Here is an 18,343-nt window from a genome sequence, read left to right as displayed (position 1 = left end):
TGGTGTCCGGGGCCCTGGGTACCCTCCGCCGCATGGCGGTGGACCGAAAGACCGAGCCGCCGCGCCGGACGCCCGCGCGGCAGCGGACCGACCGCACACTCGGGCGTGCGCTGGCGCGGTGGGCGAAGACGACCGATCACAAGGTGATCGGAAACCTGTACATGACGACGTCGTTCTGCTTCTTCCTCTTCGGCGGCGTGCTCGCCATGCTGATGCGCAGTGAACTCGCCCGCCCGGGGCTGCAGCTGTTCTCCGCCGAGCAGTACAACCAGCTGTTCACCGTGCACGGCACCGTCATGATGCTGCTGTTCGCGACCCCGCTGTTCGCCGGGTTCACCAATGCGGTCATGCCGCTGCAGATCGGCGCCCCGGACATGGCGTTCCCCCGGCTCAACGCCCTGTCCTACTGGCTGTACCTGTTCGGCGGCCTGATGGTGGTGTCCGGCTTCCTCACCCCGAACGGAGCGGCCTCCTTCGGCTGGTTCGCCTACTCGCCGCTGACCAGCGCCACGTTCAGCCCCGGACCGGGCGGTGACCTGTGGACCATGGGCCTGGTGGTGAGCGGTGTGTCGACCACGCTCAGCGCGGTCAACTTCATCACCACCATCGTGTGTCTGCGCGCCCCCGGCATGACCATGTTCCGGATGCCGATCTTCACCTGGAACGTGCTGTTCACGTCGATCCTGGTGCTGCCGGCCTTCCCGGTGCTCACCGCGGCCCTGTTCGCGCTGGAGGCCGACCGCAAGTTCGGCGCGCACATCTACGACGCCGCGAGCGGCGGGGCGTTGCTGTGGCAGCACCTGTTCTGGTTCTTCGGGCATCCCGAGGTGTACATCGTCGCGCTGCCGTTCTTCGGCATCGTCTCCGAGATCATCCCGGTGTTCAGCCGCAAGCCGATCTTCGGCTACGTCACGCTGATCGGCGCCACCATCGCCATCACCATGCTCTCCGCGGTGGTGTGGGCCCACCACATGTTCGCCACCGGGGCCGTGCTGCTGCCGTTCTTCTCGGTGATGTCGTTCCTCATCGCGGTGCCCACCGGCGTGAAGTTCTTCAACTGGATCGGCACGATGATCCGCGGTTCACTGTCCTTCGAGACCCCCATGCTGTGGTCGGCCGGCTTCCTCGTGACCTTCCTGCTCGGCGGCATGAGCGGCGTCCTCATCGCCTCACCGCCCCTGGACTTCCACCTGACGGACTCGTACTTCATCGTCGCCCATCTGCACTACGTGCTGTTCGGCACGGTCGTCTTCGCGATGTTCGCCGGCTTCTACTTCTGGTGGCCCAAGTTCACCGGCAAGCTCCTCGACGAACGCCTCGGGAAGATCCACTTCTGGACGCTCTTCGTCGGCTTCCAGACCACGTTCCTCGTCCAGCACTGGCTCGGTGAGCAGGGCATGCCGCGCCGCTACGCCGACTATCTGGCCGCGGACGGCTTCACCGCCCTCAACACCATCAGTTCCGTCGGCGCCTTCCTGCTGGGCCTGTCCACCCTGCCGTTCCTCTACAACGTCTGGCGCACCCACCAGTACGGCACCCGGGTGGAGCATGACGACCCCTGGGGCTACGGCCGCTCCCTCGAATGGGCCACCTCCTGCCCGCCCCCGCGCCACAACTTCACGTCGCTGCCCCGGGTGCGCTCCGAGTCCCCGGCGTTCGACCTGCACCATCCCGAGATCACCCGACAGGACCAGAGGCACGTGCAGTGAGGACCGAAGCCCGTCTGTTCACCGGTGTGGCCGCCTTCTTCGCCGCCACCGCCGTCCTCTACGGCTGGTGGTCGGCCGAGCCGGCCGGCACCGCCGCCCTGACCGTGGCCTTCCTGATGGCCTCGCTCGTCGCCTTCTTCTTCCGCGTGCAGCACCGCAAGCGGGGACCGCGGCCCCAGGACCGCGACGACGCCGAGGTCGCCGACTCCGCGGGCCCGCTGGACTTCTTCCCGCCGCACAGCCCCTGGCCGGTCACGATCGCGCTGGGCGCCGTCGTCCTCGCGCTCGGCGTCGTCTACGGCCTGTGGCTCGCCCTCATCGGCTTCGGCGTGCTCGCCTTCACGGTCTTCGGGTTCGTCTTCCAGTACGCCGGCCGGGGCGCTCAGCGCCCCAGCTCGTCCGGGGAACCCGGGGAGCCCGACGCGGACGGCTCCCGTTCCGGCTCCTCGACGTCGGCCCGGTCCCCGTAGTACCACTCGCTGAGCGTCGTCCGCAGCCGCTCGACGTGCGGGGCCTCCTCGCCGGGCGCGGTCCGCGCGAGCGGCTCGGGCTCCTTGCGCGCCCGCAGCACGTACCGCTCCTCGGCGCCGAGGGGCTCATGACTCTCGGCATACCCGCCCGCGAGGGTCTGCCGCAGCTCGCCCGTCTCCTCGCCCTCGGCCAGCCGTTCGCGCTCCGACTCCTGCAGCGCCAGGCAGACCCGCTTGGTCACCATGAAGGAGAGCGGCGGCAGCACCACCAGGGAGATCCGGAACACCCACGTCAGCAGGTTCAGCGAGACGTCGAACGTGTGGGCGATGATGTCGTTGCCGCCGGCGAGCAGCAGCACCGCGTAGAAGACGATTCCGGCGACCCCGAGGCCGGTCCGCACCGGCTTGTCCCGGGGCCGGTCGCACAGGTGGTGCTCCTCGTGGTCGCCCGTCACCCACCGTTCGAAGAACGGGTACGCGTACAGCACGGCGAACAGCACTCCCGGCAGCAGCACCGCCGGGACCAGCACGTTCCACATCACGGTGTGCCCGGCCAGCGCCGTCTCGAAAGGCGGCATCAGGCGCAGCGAACCCTCCAGGAAGCCCACGTACCAGTCCGGCTGCGAGCCCGTCGAGACGACGTCCGTGCGGTAAGGGCCGTACGCCCAGACGGGGTTGATCTGCGCCACCGCCGCGAGCACCGTCAGGACCCCGGACACCATGAAGAACAGGCCGGTCGAGTTCGTCACGAACTGCGGGAACATCGGCTTGCCCACGGCGTTGCGCCCGGTGCGGCCCCGGCCCGCCCACTGCGTGTGCTTCAGGTAGAAGACCAGCACCAGGTGGAGGGTGACCAGCGCCAGCAGCAGACCCGGCACCAACAGGATGTGCACCGAGTACAGCCGGGGGATGAAGTCCTCGCCGGGATACTCGCCGCCGAACACGAACATGCTGATGTACGTCCCCACCACCGGGATGGACAGCATGATGCCCTGCGCGATGCGCAGCCCCGTCCCGGACAGCAGGTCGTCGGGGAGCGAGTAGCCGGCGAAGCCCTCGGCGAGCGCCAGCACGAACAGCGTGACGCCGATCAGCCAGTTGACCTCACGGGGACGGCGGAACGCGCCCGTGAAGAAGATCCGCAGCAGATGCACCCCGATGGCCGACAGGAACACCAGCGCCGCCCAGTGGTGCAGCTGGCGGATCAGCAGCCCGCCGCGCACGTCGAAACTGATGTCCAGCGTGGAGCGGTACGCCTCCGTCACCATCGTCCCGAGCAGCGGCTCGTACGATCCGTCGTAGACGACCTCCGTCATCGACGGATGGAAGAAGAGGGTCAGCCAGATCCCGGTCAGCAGCAGGACGACGAAGCTGTACAGGGCGATCTCGCCCAGCAGGAACGACCAGTGCTCGGGGAAGGCCTTGCGCAGCAGTCCCCCGCTCTCGGACACGGGCAATCGCCCGTCGGCCCAGTCGGCGGTGGATTCGGCCGTGTGACGGGCCCGCGCGCCGGCGCGGGCCCTTCTCCTCTTCGACAGCACGGCGCATGGGTTCCCCCGCGCCCGTGCCGGAAACTACTCCGTGCCACCACCGGGTCACGCCCGGCCCCCCTCGCGGGGCGGGCCGGACGGGTCAGCGCGCGCCGCCCGGGCCGCCACCGCCGAACGAACCGCTGCTGCCCTCGCCCCAGCGCGGACGGTCCTGGCCGGACGCGGTGCGGCTGCCCTGGTGCCGGAGCTCGTGCGGCAGCGTACGGCCGTCGCTCCTCGGCATCTCCTCCGGCTCCCGGTTCTCCCGGACCTCACGGACCGGTCCGCCGTCCGGCAGATGCGGCTGCTCCTCGGGCAGGGGCGGCGGCGGCTCCTTGCGCTTCATGCGGCTGCCGAAGACGAAGGCGCCGATCAGCACCGCCACCACCACGACGGCCGCCACCACCAGCCAGACGCCGGCGGCGCCGGAGCCCGCTGCCATGTCCATGCTTGCGCTAGTCATGGAGCGCGGGTACCCGCCGCGGACCCGGCCAACCGGCTCACTCCGTCCGTGCCGCTCGGGTCCGCGAACGGTTGGCCTTGCGGATCGCGTCGAGCAGCTCCGACTTGGACATCCGTGACCGCCCCGCCACGTCCAGCCGCTGGGCGACGCCGTAGAGGTGCTCCTTCGACGCCTTCTCGTCGACGCCCTCGCCGCTGCGCCCGCCCTGCTGCCGGGGCCGTCCCGACTGCGGGTCGGAGGGGCCCTTGCGGCCGCCCTCCTTGCGTTCCCAGTGGTCGCCGACCTTCTCGTACTTGTGTTTCAGCGCCCCGTAGGCCACCCGGTGGGCGCGCTCGCCCTCGCCGTACTCCTCGACGGCCGAGTCATGGGCCTTGATCCAGGTGCGCTGGGCTTCCTCGGGGGACCGTTCCAGGGTCGACGGCAGTTCCTGTCGTCCCGGCATGTCGTGCACCTCCGCGTCGTCGGTTCCTCTCGCGACGCGTCGCCGGGTGCCCGGCGGCGCCCCGGTGGAAACCGGCCGCGGCCCTTGGGACCACGGGCCTCGGAGGGTTTGGCGACGACCACGGCGGCAACCCGCGCGGTGTGACATCGACGACTTCCCAGCAGGAGCTGTTCCGCTTCCTGGAGGACCGGTTCGCCTGCGCTCAGGCCTGCGCCGAGTGCGCCCGGGCGTGCGCGCTGCGGGCGAGTCTGGTGGACCCCGACGGGTCCGAGCACCAGGAGCTCGCGCGGCGCAAGGGCATCATGTGCGCGGAGGTGTGCGACGCGACCTGCCGTGTGCTGTCCGAGCAGAACCAGGTGGACGAGAACGCGATCCGCGTCCAGCTGGAGTGGTGCAGGCAGGTGTGCCTGGAGGGCGCGCACGTCTTCGACAAGCAGCCGGGCGCCGAGGACAGCGCCGAGGCGTGCCGCGCCTGCGCCCGGGCCTGCGGAGAGTTCCTGGCCACGCTGCGCTGAGCCGCGCCGGCGGCGCGGTGCCCCGGGCGTCTCGGCGGCCCGGCCGGCGGTGCGCCGCCCGGGCCGCCGCACGCACCCTGACGGGGCACGGCCTGCCGCATCCGGCGTACCCGTTCCTGCGCCCGTACGGCCACTGACGCTACGGCAGACCGGCCCCCGCACCGGCCGCCGCAGGCCGCTTCCCGCGTGATCCGGACGGCGGGCCGCCCGGATCCCCGCACGTCCGCGGCCCGCGCCCGCTCCCAAACACCCTCCGGCCGCCCCGTCCGGGCGGGAGCCCGGCACCGTACAAACCCGGACGATAAGCCGCCATACTGGACCGGCCAGGGGAGGGCGGGGCGGACTGAACCACGGGGGCGGAACAGCGATGGGGGACAGCACGCTGATCCAGGGCCGGTACCGGTTGCTCGAGCGGATCGGGCGCGGCGGCATGGGCGAGGTGTGGCGGGCACGGGACGAGTCGCTGGGGCGGCACGTCGCGGTGAAGTGCCTCAAGCCACTGGGCACGCAGGCCGACCAGTCCTTCACCCGCGTGCTGCGGGAGCGGTTCCGGCGCGAGGCCCGGGTGGCCGCCGCGCTCCAGCACCGCGGGGTGACGGTCGTGCACGACTTCGGCGAGGACGACGGCGTGCTCTTCCTCGTCATGGAGCTGCTGGAGGGCCGCGACCTCAGCCGGCTGCTGGAGGACAACCGACACCATCCGCTGCCGGTCGCCGACGTCCTGGACATCGCCGGACAGGTCGCCTCCGCGCTCGCCTACACGCACGAACAGGGCATCGTGCACCGCGATCTGAAGCCGGCGAACATCGTGCGTCTGGCCGACGGCACCGTGAAGATCTGCGACTTCGGCATCGCCCGGCTCGGCCACGACGTCGGGTTCACGGCCCGTCTCACCGGCACCGGCGTCGCCATGGGCACGCCGCACTACATGTCGCCCGAGCAGATCGGCGGCGACGAGGTCGACCGGCGCAGCGACCTGTACTCGCTGGGCTGCGTGCTCTACGAGATCGCCACCGGCGTCCCGCCGTTCGACCTCGACGACGCCTGGGCCGTCCTCCTCGGCCACCGCGACACCGAGCCCGAGCCGCCGCGCAGCCACCGGCGCGACCTGCCCGGCCACCTGGAGCGGATCATCCTGGACCTGCTGGCCAAACGGCCGGAGCAGCGGCCCCAGGACGCCCGGGAAGTGGGCCGCCGGCTCATCGAGGACCGCGCGGACCGCGCGGCGCCGGTGTACGCGCCGGCCGTGCCGACGCCCCGCCCGGCCCTGCGCACACCGGAGCCGGTCGGGGGCGGGACGGCCCCGCCCTCCTGGACCCGGGGCACGGCCGGCGGCGACGAGACGGCCGCCCCCGCGCCCGGCGACGGGACCGGCCCCGCGCCGGAGGTCCTGACCGTGCTGGCCGCGCGGCACGACGCGGCCCTGGGCCTCGGCCGGCTCGGCCGCTGGACCCAGGCGGCCGAACTGCACCGGGCCGTGGCCGGCGAACGCGAGCGGCTGCTCGGCCCCGACCACCCGGACACGCTCGCCAGTCGCCACGAGATCGCCTTCACCCTGACCCGCACCGGCCGCGCCGCCGACGCGCTGCGCGCGTACAAACGCGTCGCCGAGGCCCGGATCCGGACCCTGGGCGCCGACCACGCCGACACGCTCGCCGCCCGCCAGGAGATGGCGTACGTCCTGGGCAGGCTGGGCCGGTACGCCGACGCCCACCAGGTCTACACGGCCGTCCTCGCGGCCCGGGAACGCACCATGGGCGCCGACCATCCCGACACCCTGCGCTGCCGGCACAACCTCGCCTTCAACCTCGGCCGGCTCGGCCGCCCCGAGGAAGCCCACCGCATGGCCTGCGAGGTCGCCGAGGTCCGCGCCCGCGTCCTCGGCGCCGAGCACCCCGACACCCTGGTCACCCGCTACGAGGTGGCCTACGCGCTCGGCCGGCTCGGCCGCTGGCGAGAAGCCCTCGAGACCTACCGGGAGGTCGGCGGCGCACGCGCCCGGGCGCTCGGCCCGGACCACCCCGACACCCTCGCCGCCCGTTACGAGTCCGGCATCTGCCTGGGCCGCCTCGGACACAGCGCCGAGGCGCTGGCGCTGTACGCGGCGCTCATCGACGACCGCACCCGCGTCCAGGGCCCCGACCACCCCGAGACCCTGCGCGCCCGGCACGGCCTCGGCGTCAACCTCGGACGCCTCGGCCGCTGGCAGGAGGCGCTCACCACGGCACGCGAGGTCTGCGCGATCCGCGCCCGCGTCCTCGGCCCCGAGCACCCCGACACCCTGGTCAGCCGCCGCGAGGTCGCCGTGGGCCTGGGCTGGCTGGGCCGCTGGTCCGCCGCGCTGACCGAGTACAGCGCGGTCGCCGCCGCCCGCGAGCGCGTCCTCGGACCCGACCACCCCGACACCCTCGCGAGCCGCGACGACGAGGCGCACTGCCTGCGCCGGCTCGGCCGGGGGCCGGAGGCGGCGGAGCTGTACCGCAGGGCGGCGGTGCGCCGCCGGGCCGGAGCCCGTTGATCCACCCCTGGCCGCCCGGGATCACCTCGTGCTACCAAGAGCCATGAGCGCACCCCGCACCTCCCGTACCTACGACGTCGTCATCGTCGGCGGCGGCCACAATGGACTCGTCGCCGCCGCCTATCTGGCCCGCGCCGGGCGCACCGTGCTCGTGCTGGAGCGGCTCGGCCACACCGGGGGCGCCGCCGTGTCCGCACGGCCGTTCGCCGGGGTCGACGCGCGGCTGTCCCGGTACTCCTACCTGGTCAGCCTGCTGCCCCGGAAGATCGTGCGGGACCTCGGGCTCGACTTCCGGGTCCGCGGCCGCACCGTCTCCTCGTACACGCCCGTCCACCGGGACGGGCGGCCCACCGGGCTGCTCGTCGGCGGGGGCGAGCGGCGCACCCGGGAGTCGTTCGCCGCGCTCACCGGCTCGGAGCGGGAGTACGCGTCCTGGCAGCGGTTCTACGGCATGACCGGTCACGTCGCCCAGCGGGTCTTCCCGACCCTCACCGAGCCGCTGCCCACGCGGGACGAGCTGCGCCGCCGGGTCGACGACGAGGACGCCTGGCGGGCCCTGTTCGAGGAGCCCATCGGCGTGGCGATCGAGGAGCACTTCGCGGACGACCTGGTGCGGGGCGTGGCCCTCACCGACGCGCTGATCGGCACCTTCGCCGACGCCCACGACCCCGGCCTGAGCCAGAACCGCTGCTTCCTCTACCACGTGATCGGCGGCGGCACCGGCGCCTGGGACGTGCCGGTCGGCGGCATGGGCGCCCTCACCGACGCGCTGGCCGACGCGGCCCGCGCCGCGGGCGCCGTGCTCGCCACCGGACACGAGGCGGTGCGCGTCGACACGGACGGCAAGGCGGCCGAGGTCACCTACCGGTCGGCCGACGGCGAGGGCGTCGCCGCCGCGCGTCACGTCCTGGTGAACGCCTCCCCGCGGGAGCTGGCGGCCCTGACCGGACAGGCACCGCCGCCGCCCGCCGAGGGCGCCCAGCTCAAGGTCAACATGCTACTCAAGCGTCTGCCGGCGCTGCGCGACCCCGCGGTCGACCCGAGCGAGGCCTTCGCGGGGACCTTCCACATCGCTGAGGGCTACGAGCAGCTCGCCACCGCCTACGCCCGGGCGGCCGCCGGGGAGCTGCCCGAGGCCCCGCCCTCCGAGATCTACTGCCACTCGCTGACCGACCCCACGATCCTCGCCCCCGAGCTCGCCGAAGGGGGCATGCACACCCTCACCCTCTTCGGGCTCCACACCCCCGCCCGCCTCTTCGCCCGGGACAACGACGCCGTCCGCGAGGAGCTGCTCGAGTCGGCGCTCGCCCAGCTCGACGCCCACCTGGCCGAACCCCTCGGTGACTGCCTGGCCACCGACGCCGAAGGGCGGCCCTGCATCGAGGCCAGGTCGCCGCAGGACCTGGACCACGACCTGCGGCTGCCCGGCGGCAACATCTTCCACCGCGAACTGTCCTGGCCCCACGCGGCGGTCGGCACCGGCCGCTGGGGCGTGGAGACGGCCCGGCCGAACGTGCTGCTGTGCGGCGCGGGCGCGGTGCGGGGCGGGGGCGTGAGCGGAGTCCCGGGACACAACGCCGCGATGGCGGTGCTGGAGCGGACGGGAGGCTGACCGGCATGCGCCCCGCAGGGCTGGGTACCGCGACATGGCGGACATTTCGCCCGCGTATCCGGTACGACAAGGAGCCCGACATGGCGGACCTCAGCCCCATCGACCTGCAGAAGGCCCTCAGCGGGATGGACTACCCGGCGGACAAGAAGGCCCTCGTCGACTGTGCCCGCAGGAACAAGGCGGACGACAAGGTCGTGAGCCGGCTCGACGGCCTGAAGGAGAACAGCTTCGACGGGCCGAACGAGGTGCAGAAGGCCGTGTTCCACGGATAGCGGCCCGCCCGCGGGCTGTCCTAGTCGGCCGACGGCGTCCAGCCCACCGCTTCGATCCGCGCCGCGTCCGCCGGGCGGGCGTCGTCGAACAGGACGCGGTCGGCCGTCCTCACGCGCAGGCCGTCGACGTACGCGCCGCGGCCCACGTACAACCGGTCGGTCGTGTAGCGCCAGCGCAGCACGAGCCCCCGGACGGCCGGGAGTTCCGCCGCCAGGCGGTGCCACACGCGGCCCGACCAGCCGCTCACCGAGCCCGCCGGATGCGCCTCGGGCCCCTCGCCGCGGCGCGTGGTCGTGAAGGGGACCGGCAGCCAGGTGGTGCCGCCGTCCGTGGTGGACTCCAGGACGAGCGCGTCCGCCCCCGGCTCGGTGTCCCACCACAGTGAGCCCTCCAGCCGCCCGCCCCCGGTGGACGTGTCCAGCGCCGGCAGGGTGAGGGTCGCCGAAGCCGCACTCGCCGTCCCCGAGAACCAGGCGGTGCGTCCGTGCGCCGGACGGACGGGCACCGCACGGGCCATGTGGGTGCCGGCAGCCACCCGGGGCGCCGACCCCGAGCGCCAGTTGCGCACCGGGTGCACCGAGTTGCCCAGCACCACGAGGAACGAGTCGGTCGTCGGGTCGAGCACCAGCGAGGTGCCCGTGAAGCCGGTGTGCCCGGCGGTGCGCGGCGTCGCCATCGCGCCCATGTACCAGTGCTGGTAGAGCTCGAAGCCGAGGCCGTGCTCGTCGCCGGGGAAGGAGGTGTTGAAGTCGGTGAACATCAGCTCCACCGACTCCGGCCGCAGGATGCGCGCCCGTCCGTAGGAGCCTCCGTTGAGCAGCGTACGGCCGAGCACCGCCAGGTCCCACGCGCAGGAGAACACTCCCGCGTGGCCGGCGACGCCGCCGAGACTGAACGCGTTCTCGTCGTGCACCTCGCCCCACACCAGCCCCCGGTCCAGCCCCGACCAGGGCTTGCGGGCGTCCTCCGTGGCCGCGATCTTCGGCCGCCAGGAGGCCGGCGGGTTGTAGCGGGTGCGGCGCAGGCCCAGCGGGGCGGTGATGTTCTCGCGCAGCAGGACGTCCAGGGTGCGGCCCGTGACCTTCTCCAGCACCAGCTGGAGCGAGATCATGTTCAGGTCCGAGTAGAGGTATGCGGTACCGGGCGTGCTGACCGGCGCCTCGTCGTGGACGAGCCGGACCTTCTCCTCGTACGTCGGCGCGCTGTACAGCGGGATCCAGGCCCGGAACCCGGAGGTGTGCGTCAGCAGCTGGCGGATCGTCACCGCCTGCTTGCCCGCGCGCCCGAAGTCCGGCAGGTACGAGGCGACCGGCGCCTCCAGCTCCAGCGCGCCCCGTTCCATCTGCTGCACTGCGAGCAGCGAGGTGAACAGCTTGGAGATCGACGCCAGGTCGAACACCGTGTCCTCGGCCATCGGGATCTGCTGCCCGGCCGGGAACTCGACCCCGGTGTCGGTCTTCTCGTCGTACGCCCGGTAGCGCACCGCCATGCCGATCGGCTCGTGCAGTGCCACCGTGCCGCCGCGCCCGGCGAGCAGCACGGCTCCCGCGTACCACGGATGGGCGGGGGAGGGGCCGAGGAACGCCTCGGCGTCGCTGACCAGTTGCCGCAGATGGCCGCGGAGCAGACCGGCCCGCTCCGCCGAGCCGCGCCGGAGGGTCGGGCGGGCGGCCTTGTCCGCGGCGGCCTCGGCGGGTCCGGCCGCGAAGGGGGCGATCGCCAGCGCCCCGCCCAGCGCCAGGGCGCCGGCGCCCAACTGCCGCCGTGTGTATCCGCTCGTGCCCTGACCGGTCATCGAAGAGCCTCCCGCCGCCGAAGCTGAAAGTATCTTTCCCGGATCACCGTGCGGAGTGAAACTTTCCTGTCAGCGGCGGGTCGTGTCAATGGGGCGGGCGGGACCCACGGGCCGCGGCCCGCCCGGTGGCTCACCGGACGGGCCTCGGGGCGGGGGTGCCGCTCAGCGCTCGCGCACCCGGACGATCCGCAGCGCCGGCGAGGCCAGCACGTCCCGCTCGCAGAAGCGCGACGTCACCCACTTCTCGCGGGAGAACAGCCGGGTCTGGTCCGCGTGGTGCGGCGAGCCCGGTTCGGAGGACTGGGAGTAGGTCAGAAGCGTACGGGCCACCGGGCACGGGCCGCCGTCCCAGCCGACGGCCTGGATGTAGCTGGAGCCGGTGGTCACCTCGGTGTAGCCGCCGTGCGCCGGGTCCCAGACGGGCTCGACCTTGTTCCACACGCCGAGGGACTCGGTGCCGCCGCCGACGGGGATGCGGACGCCGTCGCGGACGACGGACTGGTGCTCCCCGAGCGGCGCGTCGAGCGGGATACCCGCGGCACGCAGCTCGCCGACCGCGTCCGCGAGGGCGGTGGCGAAACCGGGCGCCGAGGTGTTCAGCGTGTTCGGGGTGCGGACCGGGTCCGCGGGCGAGAACGGCACCTTCCACAGCTCACCGGCCGGCACGGCCTTGGCGAGCGCCCGCCAGAAGCGGTCGAAGAGCAGCGCACCCCGGCTGCCGGTGTCCATGGTGCGGTCCCACCCGGCGAGGACGCCGCAGGCCTCGCGCACGTCCACGGACCGGCCGTCGCCGCCGGTCGCGGTGGAGCCGGGCAGCGTGGCGCAGGCCTTCGCCGCGTCGGCCGCGACCAGGTCCCCTGCGGGCACCCGGTCGGCGAACTGCTGCCGCTGCAGGTCCCGTACGGTCAGCCCGCCCCGGTCCGCCATCGCCGCCACGTCCTCGACCGCGCCGCGCGTGCGCATCGACCGCTGGGTGCCGACCGTGCCGAAGACCCGCTCGTACCCGGTCAGCGGCCGGTCCGCGTTGGCCAGCCAGGCGCTGTCGTTGGAATTCTCCGCGTACGGCGCGTCCTTCAGCACGGGCATGCTCGACGGACCGAAGATCCCCGGCTGGACAGCGTCCCGGTCCGCTCCGGGCGCGCAGTTCCCGCGCGAGCCGTCCAGCACCGCCAGCCCCGAGGACGGGTACGTCACCCGGCCGAGCGGCGTGGAGCAGCGCCCGGCCAGCTCGTCGGTGATGCGGGGGAGCACCTGGGACTGGGTGAACAGGGTGTGGCCGCGAGAGTCGGCGGCGATGGTGTTCACCCACGGCAGGCCCTGCGTGCGGCGCAGGGAGGCCAGGACGTCGTCCGTGCCGCGGGCCCGGCTGAAGCCGAGGGCGGTGTCGGAGGCGCGCAGGTTGGCGGCGTTCGGATCGTTCAGCGCGTACGCGGTCGTCGCCGTCCACGGCAGCGGCAGCGAGGCGCCGAGCGAGGTCACCACCGGGCCGTACCGGGTCCACCACTGGGACCTCGTGACCGGTGCGCCGTTCTTCACGGCGACGGTGACGGACCGCTTCGTCATCCGCTCGCGCCTGCCGTCGACCACGTAGGCCGTCGGGTCGGCCGGGTCCAGCGTCAGCTGGTGCAGATTGAGGGTGACGCCGGTGGCGACGGTGTGGCTCCAGGCGACGTGCGCGTTGTGGCCGATGGACACGGTCGCCGAGCCGAGCAGCGAGCCGCCCGCGACGTTCAGCCGCCCGGGGATCGTCTGCTGGGACTGCCAGAAGCGGCGCCCGCCCTGCCAGGGGTAGTGCGGGTTGCCGAGCAGCAGCCCGCGGCCGTTCGCCGTGGTGCGGCCGCTGAAGGCGACCGCGTTGGAGCCCATGTCCGCGTCGTCGGCGGCGAACAGCTCCCGGGCGGCGCGGGCGGTCGCCTCGGCGCCGGGTCCCTGCGCGGTGCCGGTCCCGGACGCCGAACTCGGCGGCTGGGCCGCGGTGATGCCGTCCACCGCCCGTCCCTGTCCGCCGAGCACGGAGAGGGCGAAGCCGCGCGCGGCCACGTCCAGCGCGGTCACCGGCCGCACCCAGGCGGCGTCCCGGCACGCCGGGTCGGTGATCCGGTTCTGGGCCAGCCAGGCGTTGTAGCCCGCGGCGAAGCCCCGCATCAGCTCCTCGGCGTCCCGGCTCGGGCCCCGGGGCGCCGGCTCGGCGAGCAGCCGCTCCACGGTGCCCGCACGGCGCACGCCCGCGAAGTACAGGTCGCTGGAGAGGTTCGTGGCGGCGGAGGACAGGGACAGGTCGGGCGCCGCGTCCGGTCCGAACCAGCGGGAGCGTTCGCCGCGCACGGTCACGAAGCCGTCGGCCAGGACGCAGATCTGGTCGGCGGCCTGCGCCCAGCCGGTGCCGAAGCCGAGGTTCGCGTAGTCCTTCGCGACGATGTGCGGAATGCCGTACTCGGTGTAGCGGACCACGGCGGACAGACCACCGCGGGACGGCCGTTCGGCCCGGCCGCCCGAGGGGCCGTCCGAGGCCGCCGCGGGCAGGGTGATCGCCGCGGTGAGCAGGGCGACGGCCGCGACGACGAGTCGTCTCCGGCGGATGCGCATGGTGCCTCCCGACGTCTTTGGGGAAGGGGCGGCTGAGCGTACCAGTCGGTATGTGCACGTGTCAGTGGCATGACAGTCCGAGCCGGGGCGCCGCCCGCACACGTCTTGACCCGCCCCCCGCACCGGCCGAGGATCAGGTCATGACGCCCGGACACCGCAGCACGGTCGACGGGGTGCTGCGGCGCAGCGCCCGACGCACCCCCGCCCGCGTCGCGGTCGAGTACCGCGACCGCGCCTGGACCTACGAGGAGCTCGACACCGCGGTCTCCCGCGCGGCGAGCGTCCTGCGCGACCGGGGACTCGCGCCCGGCGACCGGGTCGGCGCCTACGGGCACAACTCGGACGCCTACCTGATCGCCTTCCTCGCCTGCGCCCGCGCGGGCCTCGTGCACGTCCCGGTCAACCAGAACCTCACCGGCGACGACCTCGCCTACCTCGTGGGGCAGTCCGGCAGCACCCTCGTCCTCGCCGACCCGGACCTCGCCGGCCGCCTCCCCGACGGCGTACGCACGCTGCCCCTGCGCGACGCCGACGGCAGCCTGCTCGACCTGCTGGCGAAGGCACCCGCGTACGACGGGCCCGAGCCCGACGGCGAGGACCTGGTGCAGCTGCTCTACACCTCGGGCACCACCGCGCTGCCCAAGGGCGCGATGATGACCCACCGCGCCCTGGTGCACGAGTACCTCAGCGCCATCACCGCCCTCGACCTCGGCGCCGGTGACCGCCCCGTGCACGCGCTGCCCCTCTACCACTCGGCGCAGACACACGTCTTCCTGCTGCCCTGCCTGGCCGTCGGCGCGACGAACATCATCCTGGACGCCCCGGACGGCGACCGCCTCTTCGACCTGATCGAAGCCGGCCGCGTGGACAGCCTGTTCGCGCCGCCCACGGTCTGGATCGGCCTCGCCAGCCGCGCCGACTTCGCCACCCGGGACCTCGACGGCCTGCGCAAGGCCTACTACGGGGCGTCGATCATGCCGGTGCCCGTCCTGGAGCGGCTGCGCGCACGCCTGCCGCACCTCGCCTTCTACAACTGCTTCGGCCAGAGCGAGATCGGCCCCCTGGCCACCGTCCTCGGCCCCGACGAGCACGAGGGCCGCATGGACTCCTGCGGGCGGCCCGTCCTGTTCGTCGACGCGCGCGTGGTCGACGAGGAAGGCAAGGACGTGCCCGACGGCACCCCGGGCGAAGTCGTCTACCGCTCCCCGCAGTTGTGCGAGGGCTACTGGGACAAGCCCGAGGAGACCGAGGCGGCCTTCCGCGGCGGCTGGTTCCACTCGGGCGACCTCGCGGTCCGGGACGCCGACGGCTACCTCACCATCGTCGACCGGGTGAAGGACGTCATCAACTCCGGCGGCGTCCTGGTCGCCTCCCGCCAGGTCGAGGACGCCCTCTACACCCACGAGGCCGTCGCCGAGGCCGCCGTCGTCGGCCTGCCCGACGACCGCTGGATCGAGGCCGTCACGGCGGTGGTCGTCCGCCGCGGCGAGGTCACGGAGGACGAACTCGTCGCCCACGCCCGCGAGAAGCTGCCCGCGTTCAAGGCCCCGAAACGCGTCCTGTTCGTGGACGCCCTGCCACGCAATGCCAGCGGCAAGATCCTGAAGAGGGAACTGAGAGACCGCTTCGCCGGCTCTCAGGACGGCCCGAGATCGACCTCGGCCCACTGCTGAGGGTCGTTGTGAACGTCCCGCAGGAGGTTCTCGAAGGCCTTGGCGTCGAACAGCAGACCGTTGTAATCCGCAGGAATCGGCTTGCCGTTGATCGCAGCGGTGGGCGTCCCGCGTCCCCCGGGGTTCTCCGGTCCGCCGGCCCGCTCGTACGCCTTCTCCGAGGCCGTCACGAAGGAGCGGTACTTCATCGTCTTCACGGCCGTGTCGAACTCGGGACCGCGCAACCCCTCCACCTGGCCGGCCAGTTCCAGGAGAAAGGCGTCGGTGTAGCCGTCGACGCTCTCCTCCGGCTGGTTGGCGTAGAGCACCTCGTGGTACTCCACGAACTTGCCCTCCTCCAGAGCGGCGCGCAGTGCGTTGACCGCCTTCTTCGACCCGGTGCCGCCGACCCGGTCGTCCAGGAAGGACGCCAGGGTGTACTCGGTACGTACCCGACGGGAGAGCATCTCCTCCCGCAACTGGCCGGAGCCGCCGACGGTCTCGAACTCCTCGCAGACGGGGCAGCGCGGATCCTCGTACAGCTGCACCCTCGTGCTCGCGTCCGGATCACCCACCAGAATGGTGACACCGTCCTCGCCGAGCCTCTCCGGCAGTTCCTCCGCCCCGGCGAAGTCCGGCGCCGCCTTCGCCGCCTGCTGCCCACAGCCGGCCAGCGCCAGCACCGTGGCCGCGCACAGCACGACCCACCGCCCCCTACGCACCATGCGTCATCCCCTCCCCAGAGAACAGACGAACGATAGATCATCCGCCAACCGATCTCCCCGAAGGCACGTGTCGTATGGCCTGTCGGCGGTCCGAAGCGGTCGCTAGGCTGGCCCGCGGACGACGAAACCGGGAGGAGCACGGACGTGGCCGAGAGCACCACCCACCAGCGCCCGCTCATGGGCTGGGACAAGCCGGAGCTGGACCTCAGCAACGCGCAGTGGCAGTCCAGCAGCCGAGGAATGGGGGATGTCCAGATCGCCTTCGTCGAGGGGTTCATCGCCATGCGGAACAGCGGCAGCCCGGAAAGCCCCTCCTTGATCTTCACCCCGGCGGAGTGGGGCGCGTTCGTGTCGGGAGCACGTGAAGGGGAGTTCGACCTCACCTGACTCCGGCGAGGCCCACCCGCCGGGCACCGTCCGGCCGATCCGGGGGTGTTCCACCGGTTTTTCCGGACACGCGACCGTGAGCGCCCCGTCGCGGCCACGCCTGAGCGAGGCTGGGCCACGACGGGGGAAGGTCGTCCTTCCGGAGGTGAGGAACCCATGAGCACCCTGCCGGTCATCGCTGCGGTCGACGGTTCGCAGGACAGCCTGCGCGCCCTGGACTGGGCCGTCGACGCGGCCCGCGGGCGCGCGGCGCCCCTGCGGGTGGTGCACGTGCGGCAGTACGCCGCCTGGGCACAGGGCGACGTCCTGGTCGCCGGCCCGCCGGACACCGGACAGGACCCGGTGATCGAGGAGGCCCGCGACCGTCTGCGGGCGCGGACCGACGCGCCGGTGACGGAGTACCTCGGCATGGAGGGCGTGCCGGGCGCCGTGCTGCCGGAGCTGGGAGCCGAAGCCCAGCTCCTGGTGCTCGGCTCCCGGGGCCGCGGCGGATTCGCCAGCCTGCTGCTCGGCTCCAACAGCATGGCCGCCGCCCGCGACGCCGAGTGCCCCGTCGTCGTGGTGCCCCGCCCCGGCCGCGAGGTGCACGGCGAGCCGCCGGCCGAGCCCGGCCCGCGCGTGGTCGTCGGCCTCCATGTGGACAGCCCCGACGACGCGGTGCTGTCCTTCGCCTTCGCCGAGGCGGCGCGGCGCGACGCCCGCCTCCAGGTGGTCGTCGCCTACCCCTGGCCGGTGCAGACCTGGGCCGCCGCCGGCCAGATGATGCCCCTGGTGATCGACGAGGTCTCCGTCGAGAGCGAGACCCGCGTCCTGGCCGACGGCCTGCTCGCCCCCCACCGGGGACGCCACCCCGACGTCAGCGCCGAATCGTACGTCGTGGCCGGCGACGCGGCGGGACACCTCGTCTCCGCCTCCCGGGACGCCGAACTCGTCGTCGTCGGCCGCCACCGCCGGCGCCTGCTGGCCCCCGCCCGCATGATGGGCTCCGTCACCCACGCCGTCCTGCTGCACGCGGCCTCCCCCGTCGCGGTCGTACCCCCCGCCCCACCGGAGGAGTGACCCCGCGCGGCTCCCCGGGGCGACCGGGCGCGGCCCGCACCGGCACCCGCGCCCCGGACGCCCGCCCGCACTCCGGGAAGGGGGTCCGGCCACGTACCATGGCGGCATGTCGTTCCTCCGCCGCCGCAGCGCCACGCCCGCCGGGCCCGACTTCGACGTACTGGCCATGGACCCCGGCGACTGGCCGGGGAACCTGGGCGCCGGACTGCTCCCCGCGCCCGACGGCACCTGCCAGGGCGTCTTCCTGCGCTACGACCTGTTCGGCGGGCGCGGCCCCGCGATGATCATCGGCAACCTGCCGGAAGGCTCCCCGGCCCGCGAGGTCCCCGAGGGCGAGATCCCCTTCGAGGTGGCCCAGCTGCTGCTGGCCCTGGAGAACGACGAGGAGATCACCGTCGTCGGCACCGAGGACGTGCCGGTCATGCAGGGCGACAACCTGCTGATCGTGCGCCGCCTCAAGCTCTCCGAGAGCCGGATCGCCTGCGTCCAGTTCGACCGCAGCGACAACGTCCTGGTGACCATCGCCGCCTGGGACCGCCCCATCACCGACGACCTGTACGCCCTGCTGAAGCCGCTCCCGGCGGAGCTTTTCCAGCAGGGCTGAGCAG

General features: G+C 73.2%; 16 protein-coding genes. 10 read left to right on the top strand and 6 right to left on the bottom strand.

The features are described from left to right. Positions 1-32 precede the first annotated feature (32 nt). Complete coding sequence (gene ctaD / locus AB0E77_RS27390) at positions 33-1,709, top strand: cytochrome c oxidase subunit I (protein WP_361575339.1); 1,677 nt, start codon at positions 33-35, stop codon at positions 1,707-1,709. After that, positions 1,706-2,179: a cytochrome c oxidase subunit 4 gene (locus AB0E77_RS27385; RefSeq protein ID WP_361575336.1), complete on the top strand. Its 474-nt coding sequence runs from the start codon at positions 1,706-1,708 to the stop codon at positions 2,177-2,179. Before ctaD ends, AB0E77_RS27385 begins: the two co-directional genes overlap by 4 nt. Here AB0E77_RS27385 and AB0E77_RS27380 read toward each other — a convergent pair. The 3 genes from AB0E77_RS27380 to AB0E77_RS27370 form a co-directional block, all read right to left on the bottom strand. Next, the gene (locus AB0E77_RS27380) at positions 2,092-3,720 is read right to left on the bottom strand and encodes a ubiquinol-cytochrome c reductase cytochrome b subunit (RefSeq protein ID WP_361575333.1); all 1,629 of its coding nucleotides are present in this window, start codon (positions 3,718-3,720) and stop codon (positions 2,092-2,094) included. The genes AB0E77_RS27385 and AB0E77_RS27380 overlap by 88 nt on opposite strands. 91 nt (positions 3,721-3,811) lie before the next feature. Next, the gene (locus AB0E77_RS27375; protein ID WP_361575330.1) at positions 3,812-4,171 is read right to left on the bottom strand and encodes a DUF6479 family protein; all 360 of its coding nucleotides are present in this window, start codon (positions 4,169-4,171) and stop codon (positions 3,812-3,814) included. Between the two features lie 37 nt (positions 4,172-4,208). After that, on the bottom strand, positions 4,209-4,613 hold the full coding sequence (locus AB0E77_RS27370) for a ChaB family protein (RefSeq protein ID WP_361575327.1): 405 nt from the start codon (positions 4,611-4,613) through the stop codon (positions 4,209-4,211). A 140-nt stretch (positions 4,614-4,753) separates the two neighbouring features. Between AB0E77_RS27370 and AB0E77_RS27365 the strand changes: the two genes are divergently transcribed. The 4 genes from AB0E77_RS27365 (at position 4,754) to AB0E77_RS27350 (ending at position 9,530) form a co-directional block, all read left to right on the top strand. Further along, positions 4,754-5,128, top strand: a complete 375-nt coding sequence (locus tag AB0E77_RS27365) for a four-helix bundle copper-binding protein (protein ID WP_361575324.1) — start codon at positions 4,754-4,756, stop codon at positions 5,126-5,128. Between the two features lie 367 nt (positions 5,129-5,495). Next, the gene (locus tag AB0E77_RS27360; RefSeq protein WP_361575321.1) at positions 5,496-7,646 is read left to right on the top strand and encodes a tetratricopeptide repeat protein; all 2,151 of its coding nucleotides are present in this window, start codon (positions 5,496-5,498) and stop codon (positions 7,644-7,646) included. Positions 7,647-7,689: 43 nt separating this feature from the next. Further along, entirely contained in the window at positions 7,690-9,258 is a 1,569-nt protein-coding gene (locus AB0E77_RS27355; protein WP_361575318.1) for an NAD(P)/FAD-dependent oxidoreductase, read from the top strand. Positions 9,259-9,338: 80 nt separating this feature from the next. Then, positions 9,339-9,530 carry a DUF2795 domain-containing protein gene (locus tag AB0E77_RS27350; RefSeq protein WP_361575315.1) on the top strand — a complete coding sequence of 64 codons (192 nt, stop codon included), beginning with the start codon at positions 9,339-9,341 and terminating at the stop codon, positions 9,528-9,530. 20 nt (positions 9,531-9,550) lie between these two features. Here the strand turns inward: AB0E77_RS27350 and AB0E77_RS27345 are convergent, their stop codons facing one another. Beyond that, positions 9,551-11,326 (bottom strand): serine hydrolase, encoded by a 1,776-nt coding sequence (locus AB0E77_RS27345; protein ID WP_361575312.1) that lies wholly within the window; start codon positions 11,324-11,326, stop codon positions 9,551-9,553. A 162-nt stretch (positions 11,327-11,488) separates the two neighbouring features. Continuing rightward, positions 11,489-13,912 (bottom strand): penicillin acylase family protein, encoded by a 2,424-nt coding sequence (locus AB0E77_RS27340; RefSeq protein ID WP_361575309.1) that lies wholly within the window; start codon positions 13,910-13,912, stop codon positions 11,489-11,491. Between the two features lie 140 nt (positions 13,913-14,052). Between AB0E77_RS27340 and AB0E77_RS27335 the strand changes: the two genes are divergently transcribed. Further along, positions 14,053-15,585: an acyl-CoA synthetase gene (locus tag AB0E77_RS27335; protein ID WP_361575306.1), complete on the top strand. Its 1,533-nt coding sequence runs from the start codon at positions 14,053-14,055 to the stop codon at positions 15,583-15,585. Here the strand turns inward: AB0E77_RS27335 and AB0E77_RS27330 are convergent. Beyond that, the gene (locus AB0E77_RS27330; RefSeq protein ID WP_361575303.1) at positions 15,549-16,289 is read right to left on the bottom strand and encodes a thioredoxin domain-containing protein; all 741 of its coding nucleotides are present in this window, start codon (positions 16,287-16,289) and stop codon (positions 15,549-15,551) included. The two genes, AB0E77_RS27335 and AB0E77_RS27330, sit on opposite strands and share 37 nt — an antisense overlap. Before the next feature lie 144 nt (positions 16,290-16,433). Between AB0E77_RS27330 and AB0E77_RS27325 the strand changes: the two genes are divergently transcribed. The 3 genes from AB0E77_RS27325 (at position 16,434) to AB0E77_RS27315 (ending at position 18,339) form a co-directional block, all read left to right on the top strand. Continuing rightward, on the top strand, positions 16,434-16,676 hold the full coding sequence (locus AB0E77_RS27325) for a DUF397 domain-containing protein (protein ID WP_361575300.1): 243 nt from the start codon (positions 16,434-16,436) through the stop codon (positions 16,674-16,676). Between the two features lie 156 nt (positions 16,677-16,832). Further along, positions 16,833-17,735, top strand: coding sequence for a universal stress protein (locus AB0E77_RS27320; protein ID WP_361575297.1), 903 nt, complete (start codon positions 16,833-16,835; stop codon positions 17,733-17,735). A 106-nt stretch (positions 17,736-17,841) separates the two neighbouring features. Next, positions 17,842-18,339: a hypothetical protein gene (locus tag AB0E77_RS27315; protein ID WP_361575294.1), complete on the top strand. Its 498-nt coding sequence runs from the start codon at positions 17,842-17,844 to the stop codon at positions 18,337-18,339. Positions 18,340-18,343: the final 4 nt, after the last annotated feature.

Origin of the sequence: Streptomyces sp. NPDC032940, assembly GCF_040636935.1 — a bacterium.
Lineage (GTDB): Bacteria > Actinomycetota > Actinomycetes > Streptomycetales > Streptomycetaceae > Streptomyces.
Note: the sequence above shows the minus strand (reverse complement) of the source record. Positions and strands in the feature narration are given on the sequence as shown.